Here is a 24,774-nt window from a genome sequence, read left to right as displayed (position 1 = left end):
TCAGAACCCCGCTTCCTGACGCTGGCGAACAAGATGCGGCGGCGTTTCTGCGTAAACATCCTCGAACATGTCGCGCATGGACGGTTTGCGCCCGTCATGCAGGGTGCCAATGGCTTCCGCCTCGCGCTGCGCGCTGACGACAAGGTCCATCACTTCCGCTTCCGCCTGCTTGTGGCGGTCTTCCGACCAGACGCCGCGCAAGATCAGATAGTTCTTCAGTCGCAAGATCGGATCGCCAAGCGGCCATGCATCGCTTTCCGCCTTGGGGCGATAAGCGGACGGGTCGTCCGAAGTGGAATGGCCGCCAGCGCGATAGGTCACATATTCAATGATCGTTGGGCCAAGATTGCGCCGCGCGCGCTCGACCGCCCATTTGGCAACAGCGTGAACGGCCAGATAGTCATTGCCGTCAACGCGCAGCGCCGGAATGCCGAAACCATGCCCGCGCGCCGCGAAAGTACCGGAGCCACCGCGTGCAATCCCCTGAAATGTCGAAATCGCCCACTGGTTGTTGACGATGTTCATCACCACAGGCGCCTTGTAGGTCGAGGCGAACACAAGGGCTGCGTGAAAGTCGCTTTCAGCCGTCGAGCCGTCGCCGATCCATGCGGCGGCAATTTTGGTGTCGTGGCTGATTGCCGAGGCCATCGCCCAGCCGACAGCCTGCGTATATTGCGTCGCGAGATTGCCGGAAATGGTGAAGAAGCCGTGTTCCTTGGAGGAATACATCACCGGAAGCTGGCGGCCCTTCAGCGGGTCCTGCTCGTTGGAGAAAATCTGGTTCATCATGGTGACGAGCGGATAATCATCAGCAATCAGAAGTCCGGCCTGCCGATAGGTGGGGAAATTCATGTCGCCCTTGCGCAGCGCCTTGCGAAAGGCGCAGCTGACTGCCTCCTCGCCCAGATGCTGCATGTAGAACGACGTCTTGCCCTGACGTTGCGCCATCATCATACGCGCATCATAGGCACGCAGGATCATCATGTGGCGCAGACCGTCTTTCAGCTCGTCATCGGTGAGCGTCCCGGCCCACGGACCAACCGCCTCGCCTTCGCGATTGAGCACGCGAATGATGCTGAAAGCCAGATCGCGCATCGCTTCCGGCTTTTCGTCTATTTCCGGTCTTCTGACACTGCCAGCACGAGGAATTTTGACATGGGAGAAATCCGGCGCATCGCCGGGCCGCCATTCCGGTTCGGGAACATGCAGGGATAGTACGACATCGTCGCTCATGCGGGCATACCTCGCAATGGGCCAAGAACTGGCCTCGCAAAACTGGCACTGAATGTCGAACGGGTGGAATTCTGTTTGGGTCCGGCGAACAGGCTTCTTCAAAACCCGGTTTCCGGGTGGCCTTTCAAACACAGATTGACCGCATTCCTCCCATGCGACGTGAAGCCGGTTTTCCTCCTCCGATTTCACTGTCATTCAGGGTGATACGGGTTACAAAATAAAGCAAGATTATTTTCATGGCCTCGAGAGGTGATCCTGAAGTTTAGTTCTCCTACCTGAAAATGCATCGCTTCATGAGGTCAATGAAATAAGTGTATTTCCATGTTTTATATAGGATTTGATATGGAATGTTTCGGCGGTCATGCGCGCAATTTTCTTACGCAGCATTGACGAATGCGTCAGTACCATCTGGTACTCTATCGAGCGATATCCGCTTCATCCGATAGTGCCTGAGGCACTTTGTCCACCGCGTCGCGATGATAAAACTCACAGAAAATGCGATCCGGGAACCTGATTCTCGCGGGCACAAAAAACCGCGCTTGAAACAAGCGCGGTTCAATTTCATCGAATGTCGAATGGTTTAGCGGACAGCCTTGCCGTCATCGTCAAAGCGATGCGTCTTGTCCGCTTCCGGCGATACGAAGATGATGTCATCTTCCGTATAATGGTGTTCACCAAACAGGCGAACGGTGATGAGTCCCGCCGCTTCGGTTTCCACATAAAGAATGGTATCCGCACCAAGATGTTCGGCGTGAATGACCTTGCCCTTCCATTTGCCGCTTTCGCGGCTGACGCCGAGATGTTCCGGACGGATGCCGATGGTCTTCGCGCCCGTTTCACCGATACGGCCCGCTTCGACGAAATTCATCTGCGGCGACCCGATGAAGCCTGCCACGAACAGATTGTCAGGCTTGTTATAAAGCTCCATCGGCGAGCCGATCTGTTCAATCCGACCCGCATTCAGCACCACGATGCGGTCAGCAAGCGTCATCGCCTCGACCTGATCGTGGGTGACATAGATCATCGTCGCCTTCAACTCACGATGCAGCTTGGCAATTTCGAGACGCGTTTGCACGCGCAACGCGGCATCGAGATTGGATAAAGGCTCGTCAAACAGGAACAGTTCCGGGTCACGCACGAGCGCGCGACCGATAGCGACGCGCTGGCGCTGGCCGCCCGACAGTTCCGCCGGACGTCGTGCCAGATAGGGATCAAGCGACAGCATGGATGAAGCGCGCGTAACGCGGCTTTCAATCTGCTCCTTCGGCGCGCCGGACTGTTTCAGGCCAAGGCCCATATTGTCCTTCACCGTCAGATGCGGATAAAGCGCATAAGACTGGAACACCATCGCGATGCCGCGCTTGGAAGGCGGGATGACGGTCACGTCCTTGTCGTTGATCAGCACCTGACCCGACGAAACATCTTCAAGGCCGGCAATCGAGCGCAAAAGCGTCGATTTTCCGCAGCCGGAAGGACCGACGAAAATGATGAACTCGCCGTCGCGCACTTCCAGATTGATATCTTTCAGAACAGCCTGCGCACCGTAGCTCTTATGTACCGATTTGAGGAGAAGCGATCCCACGAAGCAATTCCTTATAGTTTGACAGGCTGGCCGAGACGCACGCTTTCGTCAGCGGCGAGACAGATGCGCAGCGATTGCAGCGCGTCATCCATATGGCGGTTGAGATCGATATCCTCGCGAATGGCCTTCAGCATGTAAGCCTGCTCGCGTTCGCACAATTCCTGATGGCCCGGCTCGTCGGACATGGAAAGATCCGTATCGGGTTTGAGGAATTTGCCGTCCGCCCCGCGTTCGGCACGATGGATGCGGATGGTCGAGGTTTTTGTGTGTGCATCCACATCGTCGGACTTGGTGACGGCCTCGTTCATGACGATGGAGACGCAGCCATTCGGCGATATGACATCCTTCACGAAGAAGGCCGTTTCCGACATCATCGGCCCCCAGCCCGCCTCGTACCAGCCAATCGTGCCGTCATCGAACAACACCTGAAGATGACCGTAATTATACATGTCCGGCTTGATTTCATCGGAAAGGCGCAGGCCCATGCCGCGCACTTCCACCGGCTTGGCATCGGTGATCTGGCACATGACATCCACATAATGCACACCGCAATCGACAATCGGCGATGTGGTGTTCATCAGGTTCTTGTGCGTTTCCCAGGTCGCGCCGCTCGACTGCTGGTTGAGGTTCATACGGAAGACATAAGGACCGCCAAGCTGGCGTGCTTCGGAGATCAGCCGCATCCAGGACGGATGATGGCGCAGAATATAACCGATGACGAGCTTGCGTCCGTTGGCCCGCGCGCAGTCGATGACGCGGCGTGCATCTTCCACCGTCGTCGCCAGCGGCTTTTCGACAAAGACATGCGCGCCCTGCTCCATCGCGGCCACAGCGTAATCCGCATGGCTTTCCGAATAGGTGGCAATGCAGGCCATGTCCGGCTTCAACTCGGCCAATGCCTCGTGAAACGACGGATGAATTTCATAACCGGCAAGTTCATCCGGAACCGCAACTTTGGTGCGATTCACAAGACCGACGATCTCGAAGCCCGGATTGCGGTGATAGGCCAGCGCATGGCTGCGGCCCATATTGCCGAGACCGGCGGACAGGACGCGGACCGGGGCCTGTTGGGTTGATGAACTCATTTAACAGCTCCGGCAGTAATGCCGCGGATCAATTGCCGCGAGAAGAGGACGTAGAGGACGAGGATCGGGAACATTGCCAGCGACAGCGCCGCCAGAACCGCGTTCCAGTTGGTGACGAACTGGCCGATGAAAAGCTGCGAGCCGAGCGTGACCGTCTTGGTGGCTTCGCCGGGCGCAAGGATCAGCGGGAACCAGAGGTCGTTCCAGATCGGAATCATGGTGAAGACGGCGACCGTCGCCATGGCAGGCCGGATCAGCGGCAGCACCAGCTTGAAGAAGATCGCATATTCCGACATGCCGTCTATTCGCCCGGCATTTTTCAGATCGTCGGACACAGTTCGCATGAATTCGGACAGGATGAAGATGGCAAGCGGCAAGCCTTGAGCCGTATAGACGAGGATCAGCGAGGTCAGGCTGTTGACAAGCCCCACCGCGACCATGCCCTGCAACAATGCAACCGTACCGAGCCGGATCGGGATCATGATGCCGATGGCCAGATAAAGCCCCATTAGCGTGTTGCCCTTGAACCGATATTCCGACAGGGCAAAGGCAGCCATGGCGCCAAACAGGATGACGAAGAAGATGCTCGCCACCGTGACAATGGTGCTGTTCTGGAAATAGGTCAGGAACGAGCCCTGTTTCAGAACCGTTTCATAGCCGATCAGGCTAAAGCTTTCCGGTGTCGGAAACTGCAGCGGCGTGCGAAAAATCGCGTTGCGGTCCTTGAAGGAATTGATCAACGTCAGCGCCACCGGAAAGACGGCGACAAGCATATAGATGATCAATGCCGCATGAACGAACGTTGTGCGAAGGGGCGAAGTGCGTGCTTTCGACATGATTTCTCGCTCCTCAGAATTGATAGCGGCGCATGCGACGCTGGATGCCGAACAGATAGAGCGACACACCGGCGAGGATGATGAGGAACATCACGGCGGCGATGGTGGCGCCCATGGACGGATTGCCAAGCTGCAACTGGAAGCCGAAGAAGGTGCGGTACAGGAAGGTGCCCAGAATGTCGGTCGCCTTGTCCGGCCCCGCGAGTGCGCCCTGCATCGAATAGACCAGGTCGAACGCGTTGAAATTCGCAACAAAAGTCATGACCGAGATCAGGCCAATCGATGGCAGAATGAGCGGCAGCTTGATCTTCCAGAACTGGCTCCAGCCGGTAATGCCATCGCATTCGGCAGCTTCGATGATTTCATCGGGAATATTGAGCAACGCCGCGTAGATCAACATCATTGGAATACCGACGAACTGCCAGACGGAAACAAGCGACACCGTGACCAGTGCTGTTTCGGCCTTGCCGAGCCATGGCCCAAAGGCCCATTTCATGCCCACCAGATCCATCATCCATGGCGCAACGCCCCAGATCGGCGACAGGATAAGCTTCCAGATAAAGCCGACAATCACGAAGGAGAGTAGCGTCGGCAGAAAGATCGCCGTGCGATAGAAGGCGGCAAAACGCAATCTCGGCAGCGACAGCATGGCTGCCAGCAAAATGCCGATCGGGTTTTGAACCAGCATATGAATACAGAAGAATATGACGTTGTTTTTCAACGCATTCCAGAAATCACGCGACCAGTTTGCATCGCCGAAAAGCGTCTGGAAATTGGCAAAGCCGACAAAGACGCGCTGCCCGTCCACGACATTGAAGAACGCTTGCCGCAATGTCTCGATCAGTGGCAGCACCATGACGAGCGTATAAACCAGCACGCAAGGCAACAGGAACACAAGAATGTGCCATCGCCTCGGGCGTTTTTGCTCAATGATTGGCAGGTCGGCAGACTGGCTCATCAACACTCGCTGTTCTTCGGCTTATGCGGTTCTTGCGAACATTCTTTTGCCGTGAGACTGACATGGATCGCGCAATGCGCGAAAGAAAAACTGCCTGTTAGGCGCCTTGCAAGTCTGTTCGGCATCGAAAATGCACACGGGCGGCCTGCCCTCAAGCAAAGCCGCCCGTGAATGATCATATTACTTCGCAGCCTTGTACCAGCTGTCGAGGCCTTCCTGCAGCTTCTTGGCGGCATCTTCCGGCGTTACAGTGCCGTTGATGACGTTAGCTGACTGAACCCAGGTTTCGTTTTCCAGGTTCGGCGTGCCGCGCGACAGGATCTGGTAGGTCGAACGGATCGTCGGCTTGCACTTTTCGCGCCAGGACACGAATTCCTGTGCCAGCGGATCGGACATCTTCACAGCCGTCGAATTCAGGCTGAAGAAGCCCGGCAGCGCGTTTGCGTAGATTTCCGCGAATTCCGGCGAAGCCACCCAGTTCAGGAACACTTTGGCCTGTTCGGCATTCTTGCTCGAAGCATTCAGGCCGAGACCGATATCGTTGTGATCCGAGATGTAGCAGCTGTCGCCTGCATTCTTAACCGGCGGCGGGAATGCGCCCATCTTGAACTGCGCCTGCGTGTTGAACAGGCCAATTTCCCACGAACCTGCCGGATAAATCGCGGCGCGACCGAGCGTGAAGAGATTCTGGCTGTCCGGATAGGTCTGTGCTTCAAAACCGTCGCCCAGATAATCCTTCCACTTGGCAAGAACCTTGAACGGCTCAACCCATGGCTCGTCGGTCAGCTTCTGCTCGCCAGCGATCAACGCCTTGCGGCCTTCCTCACCCTTCCAGTAGGTCGGACCGATATTCTGGTAGCCCATGGTCGCGGCTTCCCACATATCCTTCGTGCCCATGGCCATCGGGATATAAGTGCCGTCCGCCTTGATCTTCTCAAGCACGTCGAAGAACTCGGCTTCGGTCGCCGGAGCCTTCAGGCCGAGCTTGTCAAAGGCTTCCTGATTATAGATGAAGCCGTGAATGACCGAAGCCATCGGCACGCAGAAAGCTTTCTTGCCATCGTCGGTGGTCCATGCGGACTTGGCGACGTCGGAAAAATTCTTCATGCCTTCCAGATCGGTGAGATCGGCAAGCTTGCCTTTGTTGAACAGCTCCAACGAAGTGTCGAACGGACGGCATGAAATCAGATCGCCGCCCGAGCCAGCATCCAGCTTGGCATTGAGAGCGGCGTTATATTCTGTCGGCGCGCTTGGCGCGAAATTGATTTTGATGCCCGGATTCTTTGCTTCAAAGGCCGGAATGATCTTTTCCTGCCAGATTTGCAGATCGTCGTTACGCCAGCTTTCAACCGTCAGCGTGACGTCCTGAGCCAATGCGGCAGAACCCGACGCCAGCAGCGTCGAACCCAGCAGCATGAATTTCAAGGTATTGCGAACCATTTGACCTTCTCCCGTTTTTTTGAACGCAGACGCACAAAAGAGGCGAGATACGCCTGTCCATTGCGATACACCACGTTAATAACGATGGCCCATCACGGTACGGGATAAGTGCCGGCTCCGCCGGTCTTCGCTCCATCCCATTTCCGCGCGACCCTCGCCTGTTAACAACCTTTGGCGACCCCTGGCGGCATTGCGCTCCCCTTTGATTGAATTTAATGCCAAAAACGTACCAATTGTCCAGCGAAGTTTACGAAATTCTCGCATAAAAATTGGAGGCAAGATAATTTACCTCACTTTATCAACGCATTAATCAAATTTGCTCGTCTCCGATAAATCTGCTTGGTTAATGGTATTTTTTTGGTATCTTCAAGTTGGAGGTATCTCATGGCAGAGTTTTTCATTGGCGTGGACGGGGGCGGCACCGGATGCCGCGCTGTGGTGGCAGATGGCAACGGTGCGATTCTCGGAACGGGACGCAGCGGATCGGCCAATATTGTCACTGATCCGCAGACTTCGCTCGTCAATGTACGTGCAGCCATAGACAATGCCTTCGCCGATGCGGGGCTGGACCAAAGCCACTATGACGAAAGCCATGCGGTGCTCGGACTTGCTGGCGGCAATGTCCAAGGCGCGGGCCTGCCTATTGAACGCGGCCTCCCCTTTGCTCACGCCAATGTCGAGTTCGACGGTCTTATCGCATTGCAGGGTGCGCTTGGCGATCAGGACGGGATCGTGGCCATTTTAGGCACCGGAACGGCCTATATCGTCCGGCAGCACGAACGAATTCATTCGGTCGGTGGCTGGGGGTTTCCGCTCAGCGATCTTGGCAGCGGCGCGCGGCTTGGACAAAGCTTGTTGCAAGAATGCCTGCTGGTGCATGACGGCATTCATCCCCGCAGCCGCCTGACAACAGACGTGCTCAATGAGTTCGGCAATAATCCCGACAATCTGGTTGAATTCGCCTGGACGGCAAAGCCGGGCGATTTCGGCAAATATGCTCCGCGTATTTTCCAATATGCTGCTAATGGCGATGAGACCGCGCGCATGCTTCTGCAACGCTCGGCAGGCTATGTCAGCGAAACGCTGGACATGTTGATTGCTCAGGGCGCGGAACGGATCAGTTTGTTGGGCGGGATGGCGCCGCTTTATGTGGAGTGGCTCCCCGCAAGCCAGCAGAAGCTCATTGTTCAACCGGCAGCGGACGCTTTGACCGGAGCTTTGCAGCTCGCGCTCAAGCGCTACGGCCACAAGGATGAGGCGCGTGCATGAGCGGCAATTTCAGCGCCTTTCTCCCCAAAAACCTTCAGGGCACTGCGCCAACTTCTGGCGCGGGACCGCTTTACATGCAGCTGCGCCAGTCGCTGGAGGCAGCGATTCGTGCCGGACATCTTGCCGATGGCGAGGCGCTGCCGCCCGAACGTGACATTGCGGAATATGCTAATATCAGCCGCGTAACTGTGCGCAAGGCGGTGGACGATCTCGTCAAATCGGGACTTCTGGTGCGTCGTCACGGCTCCGGCACTTTTGTTGTGCGCCCGAGCGAGCGGGTGCAGCAGTCGCTTTCCATGCTCACATCTTTTACCGAAGACATGGCGCGGCGCGGCATCGCCACCCAATCCAAATGGCTGGAACGCGGCCTCTATTATCCGTCGCCCGAAGAAATGATGAAGCTTGGCGTTTCATCCGAAACCCGGGTTGCGCGACTTGGCCGTTTGCGCATGGCAAGCGATCTTCCGCTGGCTATCGAGCGCGCCAGCTTGTCGAGCGAAGTTTTGCCCGATCCCGATGCAGTCAAGGGATCGCTCTATGCCGAACTCGGACGTACCGGCTTTCGTCCGGTACGCGCCGTGCAGCGCATCTCCGCCTGCAACATCAAGGACCCCGATGCCCGGATACTCGGCGTCAAGACCGGCGATGCCGGTTTGTCCATCGAGCGTATTTCCTATCTCGCATCAGGCCGCGCGGTCGAGTTCACCAAATCGCTCTATCGTGGTGATGCCTATGATTTCGTAGCGGAACTCTCGATACCATCGGCCTAAGACCAATATCAGCCCATAAAGAAAACGGCCCGTTTCCGGGCCGCTCCGTTTGTTAGTGATGCTTCGTACCTTGGTGTGCCAGATCTGCAGTCGGATCGGCTGCAAGACGCTTGCGTGCCCGGTCGTCCATCAGTTCATACCACATGGCATTGAGCACAGCGAAAGCTGCGGCGAGCGGCAAGCCCAGAAGCCAGGAAAAATACCACATATTGCTTTCCTTTCTTAGATTGAAAGGCGCGGGCGGCTAAGCCGCCCGCTGCCCGATCAATAAGCGTGGTTGCTCTCGTCTTCGATCATATCCTTGTCCACCTTGCCCCACAGCACCCGGTAAACCCAGGACGTGTAGGCAACGATGATCGGCAGGAAGATGAGCGTTACGACCAGCATAATGAACAAGGTCATGTGGCTGGAAGACGAATCCCAAACCGTCAGGCTTGCCCGGGGATCGAGCGAAGACGGCAGAATGAACGGGAACATAGACACACCGACCGACGAGATGATGCCGAAGATCGTGAGCTTGCCCAGCAGAAGCGGAGCAACTTCACGTCCGCCACGCAGTGTCAGAAACACCGCAATCGCGCCCAGAATGCCAAGCGCCGGAGCAATCAGCAGGATCGGATAATTCGCATAGTTGGCAAACCATGCGCTGTGATCCAGCTCCACCGTCTTGCGCAGCGGATTGGAAGGTCCATCGGTAACGACGGCGCTTGTGATCCGGTAGCCCGACACCCAGAACCAGCTGGCAACACCGGCCAGAGCATAAAGAACGAGCGTGAGAAGTGCGGCGATGCTGCCATAACGCCGCGCTCGTTGCTGAATTTCTCCGGTAGTTTTGAGGACCAGCCACGAGGCGCCATGCATCGACAGCATGGTGACCGACAACACGCCGCACACAAGTGCAAACGGGTTGAGCAGACCGAAGAACGAACCCTCATAGAATATCTGGAGATCATCGTTGAGACGGAACGGTACGCCCTGCAACACATTGCCGACTGCGACGCCGAAGATCAGAGCCGGTACAAACCCGCCGATGAACAGGGCAATGTCCCAGCCGCGACGCCATGCCTTGCCCTCACGCTTCGAGCGGTATTTGAAACCAACCGGGCGCAGGATGAGGGCAAACAGGATAACGAACATCGCCAGATAGAAGCCCGAGAAGGACACCGCATAGAGCGGTGGCCAGGCGGCGAAGATTGCGCCGCCGCCGAGGATCAGCCAGACCTGATTGCCTTCCCAGACTGGGCCGATCGTGTTGATGATGACGCGACGCTCGACATCCGTTTTGCCGACGAGCGGCATCAGAATATCCACGCCCAAATCAAACCCGTCCATCGCGGCAAAGCCGATCAGCAGCACGCCGAGCAGTACCCACCAGATGATGCGAAGGGTTTCATAGTCCAACAATTCGCTGAGTATCATGGTCCTTACTCCGCTGGCGCAATGCTGGCAGGTGCAAGCATGGCTTCAGGTTTGCTGTCGGGTTCCGGCCCGGCTTTGATAGCGCGGATCATCAGGCCCATTTCGATGATGAACAGGACTGTGTAGATCGCGACAAAGCCGATGATGGTGAGCAGAACCGTCGACGCGCCGAGATTGGAGACGGCAACTGCTGTCGGCAGAATGCCTTCGATAATCCATGGCTGACGTCCGAATTCGGCGACGATCCAGCCCATTTCGGCAGCGATCCACGGCAGCGGAATTGCAAAGACCGCCACTTTCAAAAGGAAGCGATGCTGATCAAGCTTGCGCCGCGCCGACAGCACAAAGAACGTGCCAGTCAGCAAGATCAAGGCGAAACCGATGGCAACCATGATGCGGAATGCCCAGAACAGCGGCAGAACACCCGGAACCGTGTCGTTTGCGGCCTTGGTGATCTGTTCGTCGGTAGCCGTGCGCGGATCGTCCACATAACGCTTCAGAAGAAGCGCATAGCCCAGCCATTGGCTGTTGTCGGCGAAAACGTCCTTCACATCCTGTGGCACCGCACTGGTGTCGCCAGCGGCACGGATTTTCTGCAACGCATCATAGGCGACGATACCGTTGCGGATATGGTTCTCCGCATTCTGAACCAGTTCGTTGATGCCCTGGATCGGCGTAGTTAGCGAACGCGTGCCGATCAACCCCATGACCCACGGAATTTGCACTGCGAAATGGGTTTCGCGCGCCTGCTGGTCCGGGATGCCGAAAGCGGTAAACGGCGCGGGTGCCGGTTCCGTTTCCCACATAGCTTCGATGGCGGCGATCTTCATCTTCTGGTGTTCGTTGGCCAGATAACCGCTTTCATCGCCCAGAACGACGACGGAAAGCGAAGCGGCCAGACCGAACGATGCGGCAACCGTCATCGAACGCTTGGCGAGCTCAACCGAGCGTCCTTTCAGGAGATACCAGGCGGAAACCCCCAGAACGAACACCGATGCAGTCGCATAACCGGCTGAAACCGTATGTACGAATTTGGCCTGCGCCACCGGGTTCATCAGAACCGCGAAGAAATCGGTGATTTCCATGCGCATGGTTTCGGGATTGAAGGCCGATCCGACCGGGTTCTGCATCCAGCCATTGGCGATGAGAATCCACAAGGCGGAGAAATTCGATCCCGCCGCGACGGCATAGGTCGCGATCAGATGGCCCACCTTGGAAAGACGGTCCCAACCAAAGAAGAACAGACCCACAAAGGTCGCTTCGAGGAAGAAGGCCATCAGGCCTTCAATGGCCAGCGGGGCGCCGAAAATATCGCCCACATAATGGCTGTAATAGCTCCAGTTCATGCCGAACTGGAATTCCATCACAATGCCCGTCGCGACACCGATCGCGAAGTTGATGCCAAACAGAGTACCCCAGAATTTCGTCATCTGTCGCCAGATGAGTCGCCCCGTCATCACATAAACGGTTTCCATGATGGCCAGCAGCACGGAAAGACCCAACGTCAGAGGTACGAAGAGGAAGTGATAAAGTGCCGTGATTGCAAACTGCAATCGCGACAGGGAGACAATATCGAGTTCCATCTTTTTCAGCCGGTAATCCCCGGCCCTCCTAGAGCATTTGCGGCCGGAAAAATCCCCGGCATCGCAGAATGCGACCAAAACGAGTTCATTTTGCACGTCGCATTAATTGGCAGACGCGACGCGCTTTCGCGTAACGGGCGTGGTCATGACATTGCCCGTTTGAAACGAAGATCGGATAAAGACCGCCCGCCGTTTCCATTCTCATGTGTTGGCAAAGCCCCTGATAGATGGACCTTCGCCCGCCCGGCTTACCTCATGGTATTGAGTATCTCACCGAAACGCTGGTCACTCATGCGCACAGACTCAACTAGAGCGCCTTGATTCAAAACAATGATCCGGTCGCAAATCCGCGCTTCGCGCTGGATATGTGTGGCGACAAGCAAGGTTTGTCCGCCCGACTGCGCCCGCAACCGCGCCAGCACATCTTCGGCCGTCGCCCCGTCGAGCCCCTCGGTCGGTTCGTCGAGAAGCCATAAGGACGATTCGCTTAATAACAGGCGCGCCAGAGCAAGACGCCGCGCCTGCCCGCCGGATAATCCCAGACCGCCCTCGCCCAGCATCGTGTCGAGACCGCTCGGCAGGGTTTCGACGAATTCTCCGAGACCAGCGGTCTGCAAAGCCTGCATCAGCGCCGCATCATCGGCGTCCGGTTTGGCGAGCCGCAGATTATCGCGAAGGCTATCCTGAAAAAGCTCTGTGCGCTGGGTCAGCAAACAACTGGCCAGCACTCTAGCGCTGCCGTCCTTCACCGCGATTTCACCTGCGAGCACGTTGAACAGCGTCGATTTCCCTGCACCGCTGGTGCCAACGATGGCGACGCGCTCGCCCTCTTCGACGGTAAGATTGATGGATTTCAGGGCATCGACGGCTGCATCGTCATGGCGAACAGACAGGTTTTGAAGCTGTATTGCCAAACCATCCGGCGGCGTAGGTAGACCGGCAACCACCTTCTCATCACGCAATTGCGGGCCAACGCGCCGGGCAGCCAGAATGGTGCGGCCAAGTTCCATCGCGCCGCGCCGTAGCGCCGCGAAAGGCTCCATTGCGCCAAGAATAACCAGCATCGCCAAAGCTGCAACCGGAGCGCCGATTGTCCCCGCCTGCACCAGCCAGCCAGCGCCAATAAGGCCGCCAGCCAAAAGTGCGGCATGGGCCACCCCAAGCCCCGCGCCGGTTCTGATCTCGACGCGGTTCAGTGTGCGGTCAGACGCCGCCACATAACTGTCAGCCCGGATAAGCGCTTCATTTTGTCCCTGCATCCGCCCGGCCATCAGCAGTTCCGTCTGGCCCGCAACAAGATCGACCGTGCGGGCGCGCAATGCTTCCGTGCCCTTGGCGCGCCTGCGCATCGGCTTTTCCGAACGTCGTGCAGCCAATAACGGCAGGCTCAATCCGACGAGAAGAAGGAGAAGTGCAACAGCAAGTCCGAACAGCGGGTGCATCAGTGCAAGCGCTATGCCAGCCACAAGCGCGGTTGCGAGCGCGGCGCCAATCGGCACGACGACACGCAGATAAAGCGAATCCAGCGCATCGATATCCGCAGTCAAGCGGAACAGAAGCCGTGCCGGGCGCTTCAACAGCGCATTGGCCGCTGCCGGTTTTGCCCAGCTGCGAAACAGCGTTTCGCGCAGCGCCGCCAGAATGGCGAGTGTGGCGTCGTGGGTGACAAGGCGTTCGAGGTAACGCGCGCCTGTGCGCACGATCGCGAGAAACCTTATACCGGCAGCTGGTGCGAAAACGTCGAACACGATGGCGGTTGCAAGGCTGAGGCCCGCAATGGCGGTTGCCGTAATGAACCAACCGGAAAGACCGAGCAGCGCGATGCCAGCCAACACCGTGACCGTAGCCGCGGCAATGCCTGCATAAAGGGCGGAACCTTTGGTTCTGAAAAACAGGCGCAGGATCGGGCGGAGTGCTTGCAGACCGTTCATTCGGCTGCCCTCCTCTGCCACAACGGATCACTATCTTGATTGTCAGCCAAGCGTATGATGCGGTCCATTTTGCGCGCCAGTCCCTCATCATGGGTAGCGACAATCAGGGTCTTGCCCTTGGCCAATCGCAACAGGCTGTCCGCAATATGCTTGGCCGTCTCTTGGTCGAGATGGGCCGTCGGCTCGTCGGCAAGGATAATATCGGCCTTAGGATCGACCGCGATGCGCGCCAGTGCAAGCCGCAACGCCTCGCCGCCAGAAAGCCCGGCACCGTTCTCGCCGATAACACCATTGCCGGTGATGCCCACAACATGCGCCAGCGCCATATCTTCGATGATCGAGGCGGTGGGGCTGACAGTGGTTTCGCGTCCGAGCGTGATATTGTGGCGCGCGGAGCCCGCGAATATATGCGGCTTTTGGCCGATCCAGCTCATGCGTTGGCGCAGGGACATTGCATTTTCAGGAGCCATGGCGATTCCGCCAATTCTTATCGCGCCGGTCTCCGGCGCAGCCAGTCCGGCAATCAACGCCAGAATGGTAGACTTGCCGTAACCACTTGGCGCAAGCAGAGCGACGTGTTCGCCCGCTTCGATTGCCAGGTTGAAGCCTGTTAAAACCGCAGGCCCTGCCGGATATTGAAAACCGACATCGTGTAGTTGAACGGTCGGGTCTGTTTCCGTCAGTTCGTTCGCCGCGACACCGCTGCCGCCAACAACCGGCATGGCATGACGGCTCAGATTCTCCAATGCATCGATTGCAGCTTCACCTGACGCACGGTCGTGCCAGACGGCGGAAAGGTCGCGCAAAGGTTCGAAGAAAGCAGGAGAAAGCAACAGGATGAACAGGCCTTCGCCCAGCGTCAGCTTCTGTCCCCATGCGCCGAACTGCAAGGTGCCAAGTAGGTGAAACCCGATATAGACGGCGACCATGGCAACGCCAAGCGCTGCAAAAAGCTCCAGCACTGCGGACGACAGGAAAGCAATCCGGAGAACCTTCATTGTCTTTGTACGCAGGGTCTCGGCATTATCACGCAGCCGCGTGGCTGTCGCATCCACGGCATGAAAACTGCGGATGGTCGTCAGACCGCGCAGCCGGTCCAGCAGAAAACCATTCATGCCGCCAAGCGCCACCAGCTGCTTTTCGCTGGCAGCTTTTGCCCGCCAGCCAATGAGCGCCATGAAGATCGGAATCAGCGGTGCTGCAATCAGGAGAACAAGCGCCGCCGCCCACGAAAACCAGAAGACGGCCAGCAGGATCGCCAGCGGCACCAGCATGACCCGAATGCGCACCGGCACAAAACGCGACAGATAAGGCACGACCATTTCCGCCTGTTCGGCGAGAATACTTGCAGCTTCACCCGACGATGGCCGGGCGGTGTCGAGCGGCGACCGGCTGGAAAGCGCTGCAAAAGCGCGCTCGCGCAAGGCTGTCAGTTCAGCACGGGCAGCGTCAAACGCCTTGGCCGCACCAGCACCGTCAATCAGACTGCGCAGGCAACCCAGCACGAATATGCCAAGTGCCGCATAGTAAATCCGATTGTCGAAACCGGTATCGGCGAGCCGCCCGCTGGCATAGGCTATCAGCCCGGCCTGCGGCAGCCACAAAAGCGCTGCCAGTGCCTGAAGATTTGCCCCCCGCCGAAGCATGGCCGGAACCGTCCGGCGCTGAGAACGACGCTTGGAAGACCGTGGGCGGCCTTTGCCGCTTTGCGCCTTTCCGTCGTCTGGCGTCAGATTTTCCGCCAGTTGCTCCGTTTGGGGGACATCAGATGTCAATCTCGCTTTGGCTCCTTCTTGGCCGATGTTCGTCCGCGCCCCAAAGCCACAATCCTGTCGGTGGTTTCGAGGAAGCGGGTCACCTTCGCGCCCAGCGCCAGAAGGCTTGTAAGACGGTCGGTATCGAGCTTCTTCACGTCGTCGTACCAATTGGTCAGCCGCTCGATCAGGCTGTACATGTCTTTCATGCGCTCCTGAGCGTAGCGGTCGCTGTCATCCTGCGGCGCTTCCATCAGCACTTCGCGCAGAACCGACAGTGTCGGATCGATCTCGCGCTTCTTGCGCTCTTCGGCAAGCGTACGCAGAATCTGCCAGACGTCATCCGGCGTCGTGAAGAAATCGCGACGGTCGCCGGGAATGTGCTTCAGCAGCACAAGATTCCAGCCTTGCAGTTCGCGTATGCCCATGGAGACATTCGAGCGTGACACGCCGAGTGCGTCGACGATCTCGTCGGCGCACATCGGCTGGGGCGACAGGTAGAGCAGCGCGTAAATCTGCCCCACCGTGCGATTGATGCCCCAACGGCTGCCCATCTCTCCAAAGTGGAGCACGAACGACTGAACGATTGGCGACAATTCCAAAATTCTCTCTCCCGTACTTTCTGAATTTTCAGAAATTACTGAAATCCAGATAATCTAAATGATGAAAACCTTCAATCCGTCTGACCATCGATGCGCCGCATCCGGACAATTGGCCGCAGCCAGTAAGCACTCCTCCAAATGCCACCAGCCGCTCCTTCCGAACCCAACAGGCCGCAGGCAATATGCTTCAGATTCGGGAAAGAGCGAATATCGTGACCGAACAAGAGGATATGAGTCTTTAAGCGAACCCGAAAAAGCTCAATCCGTCCGTCCGAAAAACGATGGCGGCCCTTCTGGAAAGAAGCCGCTGAATTTCCCCGTTCTGCACTGCGGAAAAGCCGAAAACGCCCTTTCCGCACCCTCAAGCATGATGTCTGCCGGCCTCAATCGGGGTCGGAAGATGAAGGCAGCTCCTTGCTGTCCTGCGTCGTGTCGCGATGGATCACGGCGCGGCTGAGCAGCATGAGCGTCACCGGCGTTGTGATGACCACAAAGACGGTAATCAACACTTCATGCAGAATCGGCTTCGATTGCAAGATGGAGAAAAATATGATTGAAGCAATCAAGATTCCCCCAGCCCCAAAAGACGAGCCGATGGTCGGCGCGTGGATGCGTTCATAAAAGGTCTTGAAACGCACAAGGCCAATGCATCCGACAAGCGTCAGGAAAGCACCGGCGACGAGAAAAAACGAAATGAGGATGGCGGCCCAGAGCGGGATTTCGGCTGCATGGATCATTCGATCACCTCCCCGCGCATCAGGAATTTGGCGAGCGCGACAGTGGCGACGAAGCCGAGCAACGCGATAATCAGTGCTGCTTCGAAATAAAGAACACTGCCGGTGCGAATGCCGAAAGTAATCAGCAGCAGCAGTGCATTGAGATAAAGCGCATCGGTGGCAAGCACGCGGTCCTGCGCGCGGGGTCCGATAAGCAGACGGTAGACCGCGCAGCCAATAGCGCCGATCAACATCAATTGTGCAGCGAGCAGAGCCCAGAAGATGATAACGGCGCTCATGCGGATTTCTCCTTCTCGACGATGTCTGCTGCGCCGAAAATCGCGATCAGCGGCTTTTCGTATTTTTGCTTGATCAGATCACGCCAAACCTGCGCTTCCTCAAGGTCGAGCACGTGAATGGTCAGTTCGCGGCGCGCGCTATGATGATCCACCCACGCTGTGCCGGGGGTGGCTGTTACCACGCAGGCGAGAACCGCCAGCGCTGTACGGTTTTCCAGCTCCAGTGGGATAACCACGAAGCCGGGACGCCGCTTGCGGTTGGACAGGATAATGCGCGTGACGGTAATATTCGATTGCAGAATATCGAGGCTGAACGTGACGAAAAGCCGGAACATCGTCGGGATAGAGCGCAGATGGTTTTTCTGCGGCTGAAGCGCCGTCATGATCTGGCAGGCGAACAGCGCGATAATCGCGCCAAGGATAAGCTGCGCGCGGGTGAAACCGTTCAGCAGCAGCCAGAACAGGACAAGCGCCGCGAACATCAGCGGATATGGCAGGATCTTTTTCATTCTACCCCCGCCGCTTGCGCGTCCGTTGCCTTGGACGGCTCATATTCGACCTTGGGTGCTTTCAGGACACTGTTGATATAATCGGACGGATTGTGTAGCGAACGCGCCGTTTCATCCATGTAGCGCATGGCTGGACCGGCTGCGATTGTCAGCGCAAGGCAGAGCCCCAGAAGTCCTGCAATCGGCACGACTTCTCGCACCAGAACACGTGGCACATTGCCTTCGAGCGAGGCCCAGAAGGTGCGGATGCCGGTACGCGTCATGGCGATGAGCGCCGAAAGGCCGGACAGGAGAATCAGCGCAATCAGCGCCCAGCTTGCCGGACTGACCGGCATGGCGAGTTGCGGCGCCGCCCCGTCACCGTTGAAGACTGCAGCAAGGATGAGGAACTTGGCGATGAAACCCGAGAATGGCGGCAGGCCGATCAGCAAAATGGCGCAGATCGCGAAGAACGTGCCAAGGATGGCAAGGGTCGCGGGCAAGACCGCGCCGACCTCTTCTTCCTCTTCTTCTTCCTCGTCATCGCCATAGGCTTCCATCGTCACCGCAAGAACGTTGGCTGCGGCGTCCTGTCCGCGTTCGACCAGTTCGATCAGCAGGAAGAATGCGGCAATCGTCAGCGTGGAACTGACCATGTAAAACAGCGCCGCCCCGGCCATGGCGGTGTTGCCACTGCCGATGGCAGCCAGAAGAGTGCCCGACGAAACAAGAATGCTGTAGCTTGCGAGCCTGCCCATGGCCTGCGACGCGACCACGCCGATCAGGCCGAAGGCCAGCGTGACCATGCCGCCGAAATAGAGCCAGTCATTGCCGAAACCGTAAGACGAGCCGGCATCCAGCCCGAACATCAGCGGCGACAGGCGCAGCAGCACATAAATGCCGACCTTGCTCATGATCGCGAAGATCGCGGCAACCGGCGCTGCGGCTGCCGTATAGGTCGGCGCCAACCAGAAATTAAGCGGCCACATGCCAGCCTTGATCAGGAAAGCGACGCCCAGCACCGCCGCACCGGCTTCCAGCAGCATACGGTCCTCGGGCGCAACCTGCGTGATCCGCTGCGCAAGGTCCGCCATATTGAGCGTTCCGGTAACACCGTAGATGAGGCTCACGCCAATCAGGAACAGCGACGACGCCACCAGATTGACCGCGATATAATGCAACCCCGCCTTGACGCGGGCCGGGCCTGAGCCATGCAGCGCCAGACCGTAGGAAGCGGCCAGCATAACTTCGAAGAAAACGAACAGGTTGAACAGATCGCCGGTGAGGAACGCGCCGTTCAGCCCCATCAGCAAAAGCTGGAAAATCGTATGGAAATGTGGGCTTGCCTTGTGCCAATGCGCCAGCGCGAAGCTGAGCGCGGCCATTCCGAGCAGACTTGCCAGCAACAGCATCAACGCCGCCAGCCTGTCGAGCACCAGCACGATGCCGAACGGTGCGGGCCAATTGCCGATCAGATAGACGATGGCTTCCGGTGCTTTTTCGCTGGCCATGCCGACCAGCATGCAGGCAATGCCGATCAGGCCGAGCGTCGAGAGCGAGTTGATCGCCATCTTCAGCTTGCGGCTGCGCTCGTCGATCAACAGCAGCACAGCCGCCGTTACCAGCGGCAGAAGGATCGGAGCAACGATGAGGTGTGATTTCCAATCCATCATCAGTTCTCCTTGCCGTCGACATGGTCGGTGCGTGTCAGGCCGCGCGAGGCGAGCAACACGACAAGGAAGAGCGCCGTCATGGCGAAGCCGATAACGATTGCCGTCAGCACAAGCGCCTGCGGCACCGGATCGGTATATTGGGCCGCCTGTACGTCCACTCCGGAGTCCAGCACCGGCGCAGCGTTGGAACGCAGCCGCCCCATCGAGAAGATGAACAAATTGACCGCATAGGAGATCAGCGACAGGCCAATCGCCACCTGAAACGTGCGCGGACGCAGCACCAGCCAGACGCCGGAAGCCATCAGCACCCCGATTGCGAGAGCAAGAACCAGCTCCATCAGTTCTCCTCCTTCGCAGTCGCTGCGGCGAGTTTCTCGACGCGATGTTTACGGATCGATTGGTGCGCCAGCGCGATCAAGACAATAACCGTCGCGCCCACAACAAGCGCGAAAACGCCGAAATCGAACAGCAACGCGCTTGCCACCGGCAATTTTCCAACCTGGGGTATGTCCACATACTGGAAGAACGAGGTCAGGAACGGATAGCCGAACAGCCATGCACCCGAACCGGTTGCCGCAGCGCTGAGCAGACCCACACCGATCCAGCGCAAAGGCAGAATGCGCAGCCGGTCTTCAACCCAGCGCGTTCCAGCAGCCAGATATTGCAGGATGAAGGCAATCGCCAGCGCAACACCGGCCGCAAAACCGCCGCCCGGCAGATCATGCCCACGCAGGAACAGATGCACGGCCAAAACGATGATGACCGGAAACAGCCATTGCATGATGACCGACGGCACGGCCAGATAATCGTTCAGCGTCTCGCCCGCTTTGCGGTCGGGCATGGCCTCGTCATAGGCGTCCTGAATCTTCTGCTGCGCGGTCGAGCCGGTAGAATCCGGCGCGGGACGGAAACGACGCAGCAACGCAAAGACCGTCAGGCCGACAATGCCGAGGACGGCGATCTCACCGAATGTATCGAAAGCGCGGAAATCGACCAGAATGACATTGACGACATTCTTGCCGCCGCCACCCGAATAGGCGTTTTGCAGGAAATAATCGCCGATGCTGTTAGGCGACGGGCGCGTCATCATCGCATAGGCAATGATCGAAACGCCGACCCCACTAGCAACAGCCAGCACAAGATCGCGATAGCGACGGATACGTGGGCCGATCTTCACCGGAACCGGATCGGGATCTTCCCAACGCTTCGGCAGCCAGCGCAGACCGAGCAAAAGCAGAACCGTCGTGACGATTTCCACCAGAAGCTGCGTGACGGCAAGATCGGGCGCGGAAAGCCAGACAAAGGTGATGCAGGTCATGAGCCCCGCCCCGCCAAGCAGGATCAAGGCGGCGAGACGATGGAATTTAGCCTGATAGGCAGCGCCCACGGCGCAGGCACAGCCAAGAAGCCAGAGGCCGGCGAAAATCGGATCAACCGGCTGCGGCCCCAATAGACCCGAGCGCAGACCATCCTCAATCAGCGGCCATGCAGCAACCACAACGGCCACCGCCACGATGATGCGCAATTGCGGCTGCAAGCGGCGCGTGCTGAGGAAATTTTCAGCCTTACGCGCCCAGTTCCATGACAACGTCACCAGTACGCGCTCGAAAATGCGCTGACCTTGCAGGTGCCGGAACAGCGGCGGTCCATCCTCGCTGGTTGTCAGATAGTTTTTCAAGCACCAGTGCAGAAGTACGCCACCGATCATCGCGGCGATACTCATCATCAGGGGCAGATTGAAACCATGCCAGACTGCGAGACTATATTCCGGCGTCGCATCGCCAAGCACCGAGCGCACCGCCGAATGCAAGAATGGACCAATGGACAGGCCAGGAACGATGCCGATCAGAAGGCAGAGCAGAACGAGAAGTTCTATAGGGCGGCGCATCCAGTGCGGCGGTTCATGCGGCTCTCGCGGCAGATCATGCGGCGGCGGGCCGAAGAAGGTCGAGTAAATGAAGCGGATCGAATAGGCCACTGTGAAGATGCTGGCGAGCGTCGCCACGTAAGGGGTGATCGTGTCGAGCCAGGACGCAAGATGCGTTTCAACCGCCTCGGCAAAGAACATTTCCTTGGAAATGAAACCGTTCAGCAGCGGAACGCCAGCCATAGCAGCGCTCGCCACCATGGCGAGTGTCGCCGTATAGGGCATTAATCGGAACAATCCGCTCAGGCGACGCATATCGCGCGTTCCGGTTTCATGGTCGATGATGCCTGCCGCCATGAAGAGCGACGCCTTGAAAATGGCATGGTTGACCATGTGGAAGATCGCGGCCACCGCAGCAAGCGGACTACCGAGGCTCAACAGCGCCGTAATCAGACCCAGATTGCTGATCGTAGAATAGGCGAGCAGCCCTTTGAGGTCCTGCTGGAACACAGCAAAGAAGCTAGCAAGCAAAAGCGTGATCAGGCCCGCAGAACCCAATATCCAGAACCATTCCTCGGTTCCGGCGAGCACCGGCCACAGGCGGGCCAGCAGGAACACGCCTGCCTTCACCATGGTCGCCGAATGGAGATAGGCCGAAACGGGCGTTGGCGCAGCCATGGCGTTCGGCAGCCAGAAATGGAACGGAAACTGCGCGCTTTTGGTGAAAGCCGCAAGCAAGATCAAGATGAGCGCGACGGTATATAGCGGATGGGTGCGAACCTCGTTGCCCGCTGCCAGCACGACATCGAGATCATAACTGCCGACGATATGACCGAGCAGCAGCATGCCCGCCAGCAGACAGAAGCCGCCAATGCCGGTGACCGTCAGCGCCATACGCGCGCCATCGCGCGCACTGGCATTATGATACCAGTAGCCGATGAGCAGGAACGAGAAGATACTCGTCAGTTCCCAAAAAACCGCAAGCAGGATGATATTGCCGGACAGAACGACGCCCAGCATGGATCCCATGAAGGAGAGCAGGAACGAGAAGAAACGCGGTACCGGATCGTCAGGTGACATGTAATAGCGCGCATAAATCACGACCAGAAGGCCGATGCCGGTGATCAGCATGGCAAACAGCCAAGCGAAACCGTCCATGCGCAATGTCACATTGAGACCGTAGGCGGGCAGCCAATCGACTGTGCCGCGCAAAACTTTCCCGTCCGAGACGATGGGATAAAGACTGGCTGTGACAATGAAGGCGACGAGAGCGATGGCTGCCGTGAACCAGGCGGAACCGCTTCGGTCCGCGCCCCTGAAAAGACCCGTGATGACGCTGCCAATAAAAGGAAGAAGGACAAGCAGGAAAAGCATTCTGCCGTCCATCGTCATGCGCCCAAGGCCTCCAATCCGCTCTTACTGTCTATAATCACACACATCTGGTCCGAAAGCTGTTCACACTTTTGGAGATGCGCTCCACTTTGTCGTAATTTCCGGGCGCAAAACCGTCAGGCACTTTTGCAGGAAACGCTTTACAACTGATCCGGCGCATGCGCGGCTCAGGCGAGCAGCAACTGAAATGCCCCGATCAGATGTTGTGAGGAATCATATATTCCGATGTCGTTATTATGACCGGCCAGCCAATATATTGGCAATAGCTTTCGATAGTTTATATGGGACAAATCAGAGGCTTATCGCAATTTTCTGACTTTTTGGCCGCCAATTCCACGCGAATCTCTTTCTTTCGCCGCATATCAGCCCCTGCAACCTTGCCTTGAAGGGCAACTTGCCACGAAAATCTTGTCGGTGAACGATCAGCAGCACGGCATCGCTGGTCGAAAGATTCGTTTCAGGCTTCCCCTTCAAACAAGGTCTCGACCAGCCTGGCCGCCTGAACGCGAATATCCGGAACGGCTGTCGATTCCCAGAAGACGCCCTTCGTCACCGGACCGATAGCAAAGAACGAGCCCGACGGTTCACCGCGCGCATTGATCAGCTGGAAATCCTTGGTGACATCCAGACCGAGATCAAGCGCATCGGGCTTTGCCAGCCCATGCTCCATAAGGCCAAGCAAGGCGAGATTGCGTGTCGTTGAAAACCTTGGGTTTCCGCCACGGCAATCGATGATCGTCGCGATTTTCAGCCGCTGGAACGAACCCGTATGACGCTCGCGATAGCGGATCGTCATATCCGTTTCGTTTTCCTGCACGGAAAGAAGCCGACCTGCTGCAATTTCAAGCTGCCCCGAGGCGCGCGCTGCGTCGATCCGATCAGCGACAGCGGGCGCCATACGATGACGGTGCGTGTCCCACCAGGGCCGCAGATGACGCAGAAAACTTTCACGTTGCGCCAGCGGCAACCGCGTCCAGATATGCTGCGTGTGCGGTCGCAGCGCATCCATGACAGCGCGCCAGTTCGAACCCGCAGTGTCGGCCTCCTGCATCAAAGCGCGAACGCGACGCAACAGACCGACAATACCGGACGCGACGAATAACGAATCGGTATCAACGTCAAACGGCTCCACCGCCGCATGGCGCGCAGGCACCAGTCCGCGCCGGGAGATCGCATGAATGGTTCCCTGATGCCCACGATCAAGCAGCGATAGCACGCTATCGACCATCGACAGTCCAGTCCCGAAAATCGCCACCGGCGCATCAGCCGGAATGTCGAAATAGCCGCTACTGGACCAGTATTCGGCAACATTCGCGCCAGAAACGGCAATCGCCGTTTCGTTGCCCGTCGCGACAATCACCGCATCTGCGGAAACAATCTCGCCTGTTTCAGTGACCACGGCAGGCTTGCCGCCGTCGAGTACGACATCGACAATCTCGCGCTGATCGACAACCAGTCTGGGTGCGTCGCCTGCACGGTATTGTTCGACAAGATCGTTCAGGTAATCGCGATAAAGCCTGCGAGGTGCGAATGACTGCGGTTGCCATTCATTGGCGATTTTAGCGCCTGCCGTCGTTTGCCGCGTGTGAAGCCAGTTCAGGAAATGATCGGGATTGCCGGGAAAAGCGCTCATATTGCTGGCGCGAACATTGAGAAGGTGGCCGGGATTTTCCGTCGAATAGGCGATTCCCCTGCCGATCTGGCCGGATCGCTCAAAAATGCGAACCATCGCATCACGCGAGCGCTCCAGCACTTGCGCCGCAAGAATGACGCCGCTCGCGCCGCCACCGATAATGACAAAAGACTTCAAACTATCGTGACCTATCCCATTTCGCGACGGTTTCACCCTCTGAACAGGTTCCGTCGTCCTTCCCATA

General features: G+C 57.7%; 21 protein-coding genes. 2 read left to right on the top strand and 19 right to left on the bottom strand.

Going from position 1 to position 24,774, the window contains the following annotated elements; genetic code table 11:
* The 6 genes from D8666_RS16950 to D8666_RS16925 form a co-directional block, all read right to left on the bottom strand.
* Positions 1-1,233, bottom strand: a complete 1,233-nt coding sequence (locus D8666_RS16950; RefSeq protein ID WP_109367404.1) for a 3-methyl-2-oxobutanoate dehydrogenase (2-methylpropanoyl-transferring) subunit alpha — start codon at positions 1,231-1,233, stop codon at positions 1-3.
* Positions 1,234-1,813: 580 nt separating this feature from the next.
* On the bottom strand, positions 1,814-2,815 hold the full coding sequence (locus tag D8666_RS16945; RefSeq protein ID WP_109367405.1) for an ABC transporter ATP-binding protein: 1,002 nt from the start codon (positions 2,813-2,815) through the stop codon (positions 1,814-1,816).
* Positions 2,816-2,826: 11 nt separating this feature from the next.
* Positions 2,827-3,900 (bottom strand): Gfo/Idh/MocA family protein, encoded by a 1,074-nt coding sequence (locus D8666_RS16940; RefSeq protein ID WP_109367406.1) that lies wholly within the window; start codon positions 3,898-3,900, stop codon positions 2,827-2,829.
* On the bottom strand, positions 3,897-4,736 hold the full coding sequence (locus D8666_RS16935; protein ID WP_109367407.1) for a carbohydrate ABC transporter permease: 840 nt from the start codon (positions 4,734-4,736) through the stop codon (positions 3,897-3,899). Before D8666_RS16935 ends, D8666_RS16940 begins: the two co-directional genes overlap by 4 nt.
* A 13-nt stretch (positions 4,737-4,749) precedes the next feature.
* Complete coding sequence (locus D8666_RS16930; protein WP_109367408.1) at positions 4,750-5,694, bottom strand: carbohydrate ABC transporter permease; 945 nt, start codon at positions 5,692-5,694, stop codon at positions 4,750-4,752.
* A 180-nt stretch (positions 5,695-5,874) separates the two neighbouring features.
* Positions 5,875-7,134, bottom strand: a complete 1,260-nt coding sequence (locus tag D8666_RS16925) for an ABC transporter substrate-binding protein (RefSeq protein WP_121538836.1) — start codon at positions 7,132-7,134, stop codon at positions 5,875-5,877.
* A gap of 384 nt (positions 7,135-7,518) precedes the next feature.
* Between D8666_RS16925 and D8666_RS16920 the strand changes: the two genes are divergently transcribed.
* Positions 7,519-8,403 carry a glucosamine kinase nucleotide-binding domain-containing protein gene (locus D8666_RS16920; RefSeq protein WP_109367410.1) on the top strand — a complete coding sequence of 295 codons (885 nt, stop codon included), beginning with the start codon at positions 7,519-7,521 and terminating at the stop codon, positions 8,401-8,403.
* A complete protein-coding gene (locus tag D8666_RS16915; RefSeq protein ID WP_109367411.1) occupies positions 8,400-9,173 on the top strand; it encodes a GntR family transcriptional regulator in 774 nt (257 codons plus the stop codon). Before D8666_RS16920 ends, D8666_RS16915 begins: the two co-directional genes overlap by 4 nt.
* Before the next feature lie 52 nt (positions 9,174-9,225).
* Here D8666_RS16915 and cydX read toward each other — a convergent pair whose 3' ends face one another.
* From cydX to D8666_RS16850, 13 genes are all read right to left on the bottom strand, one after another.
* Entirely contained in the window at positions 9,226-9,381 is a 156-nt protein-coding gene (gene cydX, locus D8666_RS16910; RefSeq protein WP_109367412.1) for a cytochrome bd-I oxidase subunit CydX, read from the bottom strand.
* 56 nt (positions 9,382-9,437) lie between these two features.
* Complete coding sequence (gene cydB / locus D8666_RS16905) at positions 9,438-10,592, bottom strand: cytochrome d ubiquinol oxidase subunit II (protein ID WP_109367413.1); 1,155 nt, start codon at positions 10,590-10,592, stop codon at positions 9,438-9,440.
* A gap of 5 nt (positions 10,593-10,597) precedes the next feature.
* On the bottom strand, positions 10,598-12,175 hold the full coding sequence (locus tag D8666_RS16900; protein ID WP_109367414.1) for a cytochrome ubiquinol oxidase subunit I: 1,578 nt from the start codon (positions 12,173-12,175) through the stop codon (positions 10,598-10,600).
* 248 nt (positions 12,176-12,423) lie between these two features.
* Complete coding sequence (cydC, locus tag D8666_RS16895; RefSeq protein WP_121538834.1) at positions 12,424-14,106, bottom strand: thiol reductant ABC exporter subunit CydC; 1,683 nt, start codon at positions 14,104-14,106, stop codon at positions 12,424-12,426.
* Positions 14,103-15,881: a thiol reductant ABC exporter subunit CydD gene (cydD, locus tag D8666_RS16890; protein ID WP_121538832.1), complete on the bottom strand. Its 1,779-nt coding sequence runs from the start codon at positions 15,879-15,881 to the stop codon at positions 14,103-14,105. The genes cydC and cydD overlap by 4 nt, the downstream gene beginning before the upstream one ends.
* Entirely contained in the window at positions 15,878-16,462 is a 585-nt protein-coding gene (locus D8666_RS16885) for a GbsR/MarR family transcriptional regulator (protein WP_171317289.1), read from the bottom strand. Before D8666_RS16885 ends, cydD begins: the two co-directional genes overlap by 4 nt.
* Positions 16,463-16,845: 383 nt before the next feature.
* A complete protein-coding gene (gene mnhG, locus D8666_RS16880; protein ID WP_078337010.1) occupies positions 16,846-17,199 on the bottom strand; it encodes a monovalent cation/H(+) antiporter subunit G in 354 nt (117 codons plus the stop codon).
* Complete coding sequence (locus D8666_RS16875; protein WP_109367418.1) at positions 17,196-17,477, bottom strand: K+/H+ antiporter subunit F; 282 nt, start codon at positions 17,475-17,477, stop codon at positions 17,196-17,198. The genes mnhG and D8666_RS16875 overlap by 4 nt, the downstream gene beginning before the upstream one ends.
* Positions 17,474-17,986 (bottom strand): Na+/H+ antiporter subunit E, encoded by a 513-nt coding sequence (locus D8666_RS16870; protein WP_109367419.1) that lies wholly within the window; start codon positions 17,984-17,986, stop codon positions 17,474-17,476. The genes D8666_RS16875 and D8666_RS16870 overlap by 4 nt, the downstream gene beginning before the upstream one ends.
* Positions 17,983-19,635, bottom strand: coding sequence for a monovalent cation/H+ antiporter subunit D (locus D8666_RS16865; protein WP_109367420.1), 1,653 nt, complete (start codon positions 19,633-19,635; stop codon positions 17,983-17,985). The genes D8666_RS16870 and D8666_RS16865 overlap by 4 nt, the downstream gene beginning before the upstream one ends.
* Before the next feature lie 2 nt (positions 19,636-19,637).
* A complete protein-coding gene (locus D8666_RS16860; protein WP_121538830.1) occupies positions 19,638-19,976 on the bottom strand; it encodes a Na+/H+ antiporter subunit C in 339 nt (112 codons plus the stop codon).
* Entirely contained in the window at positions 19,976-22,897 is a 2,922-nt protein-coding gene (locus tag D8666_RS16855) for a monovalent cation/H+ antiporter subunit A (protein ID WP_121538828.1), read from the bottom strand. The genes D8666_RS16860 and D8666_RS16855 overlap by 1 nt, the downstream gene beginning before the upstream one ends.
* A gap of 457 nt (positions 22,898-23,354) precedes the next feature.
* Entirely contained in the window at positions 23,355-24,707 is a 1,353-nt protein-coding gene (locus D8666_RS16850; RefSeq protein ID WP_121538826.1) for an FAD/NAD(P)-binding protein, read from the bottom strand.
* Positions 24,708-24,774: the final 67 nt, after the last annotated feature.

Origin of the sequence: Ochrobactrum soli (assembly GCF_003664555.1) — a bacterium.
Lineage (GTDB): Bacteria > Pseudomonadota > Alphaproteobacteria > Rhizobiales > Rhizobiaceae > Brucella > Brucella teleogrylli.
The sequence above is the reverse complement of the archived record's forward strand: the minus strand, read 5'-3'. Positions and strand labels throughout refer to the sequence as shown.

Coding starts and splice junctions, on each gene's coding strand:
- D8666_RS16950 (WP_109367404.1), bottom strand. CDS start 1,233: ATGAGCGACGATGTCGTACTATCCCTGCATGTTCCCGAACCGGAATGG.
- D8666_RS16940 (WP_109367406.1), bottom strand. CDS start 3,900: ATGAGTTCATCAACCCAACAGGCCCCGGTCCGCGTCCTGTCCGCCGGT.
- D8666_RS16935 (WP_109367407.1), bottom strand. CDS start 4,736: ATGTCGAAAGCACGCACTTCGCCCCTTCGCACAACGTTCGTTCATGCG.
- D8666_RS16930 (WP_109367408.1), bottom strand. CDS start 5,694: ATGAGCCAGTCTGCCGACCTGCCAATCATTGAGCAAAAACGCCCGAGG.
- D8666_RS16925 (WP_121538836.1), bottom strand. CDS start 7,134: ATGGTTCGCAATACCTTGAAATTCATGCTGCTGGGTTCGACGCTGCTG.
- D8666_RS16920 (WP_109367410.1), top strand. CDS start 7,519: ATGGCAGAGTTTTTCATTGGCGTGGACGGGGGCGGCACCGGATGCCGC.
- D8666_RS16915 (WP_109367411.1), top strand. CDS start 8,400: ATGAGCGGCAATTTCAGCGCCTTTCTCCCCAAAAACCTTCAGGGCACT.
- cydX (WP_109367412.1), bottom strand. CDS start 9,381: ATGTGGTATTTTTCCTGGCTTCTGGGCTTGCCGCTCGCCGCAGCTTTC.
- cydB (WP_109367413.1), bottom strand. CDS start 10,592: ATGATACTCAGCGAATTGTTGGACTATGAAACCCTTCGCATCATCTGG.
- D8666_RS16900 (WP_109367414.1), bottom strand. CDS start 12,175: ATGGAACTCGATATTGTCTCCCTGTCGCGATTGCAGTTTGCAATCACG.
- cydC (WP_121538834.1), bottom strand. CDS start 14,106: ATGAACGGTCTGCAAGCACTCCGCCCGATCCTGCGCCTGTTTTTCAGA.
- mnhG (WP_078337010.1), bottom strand. CDS start 17,199: ATGATCCATGCAGCCGAAATCCCGCTCTGGGCCGCCATCCTCATTTCG.
- D8666_RS16875 (WP_109367418.1), bottom strand. CDS start 17,477: ATGAGCGCCGTTATCATCTTCTGGGCTCTGCTCGCTGCACAATTGATG.
- D8666_RS16870 (WP_109367419.1), bottom strand. CDS start 17,986: ATGAAAAAGATCCTGCCATATCCGCTGATGTTCGCGGCGCTTGTCCTG.
- D8666_RS16865 (WP_109367420.1), bottom strand. CDS start 19,635: ATGGATTGGAAATCACACCTCATCGTTGCTCCGATCCTTCTGCCGCTG.
- D8666_RS16860 (WP_121538830.1), bottom strand. CDS start 19,976: ATGGAGCTGGTTCTTGCTCTCGCAATCGGGGTGCTGATGGCTTCCGGC.
- D8666_RS16855 (WP_121538828.1), bottom strand. CDS start 22,897: ATGACGATGGACGGCAGAATGCTTTTCCTGCTTGTCCTTCTTCCTTTT.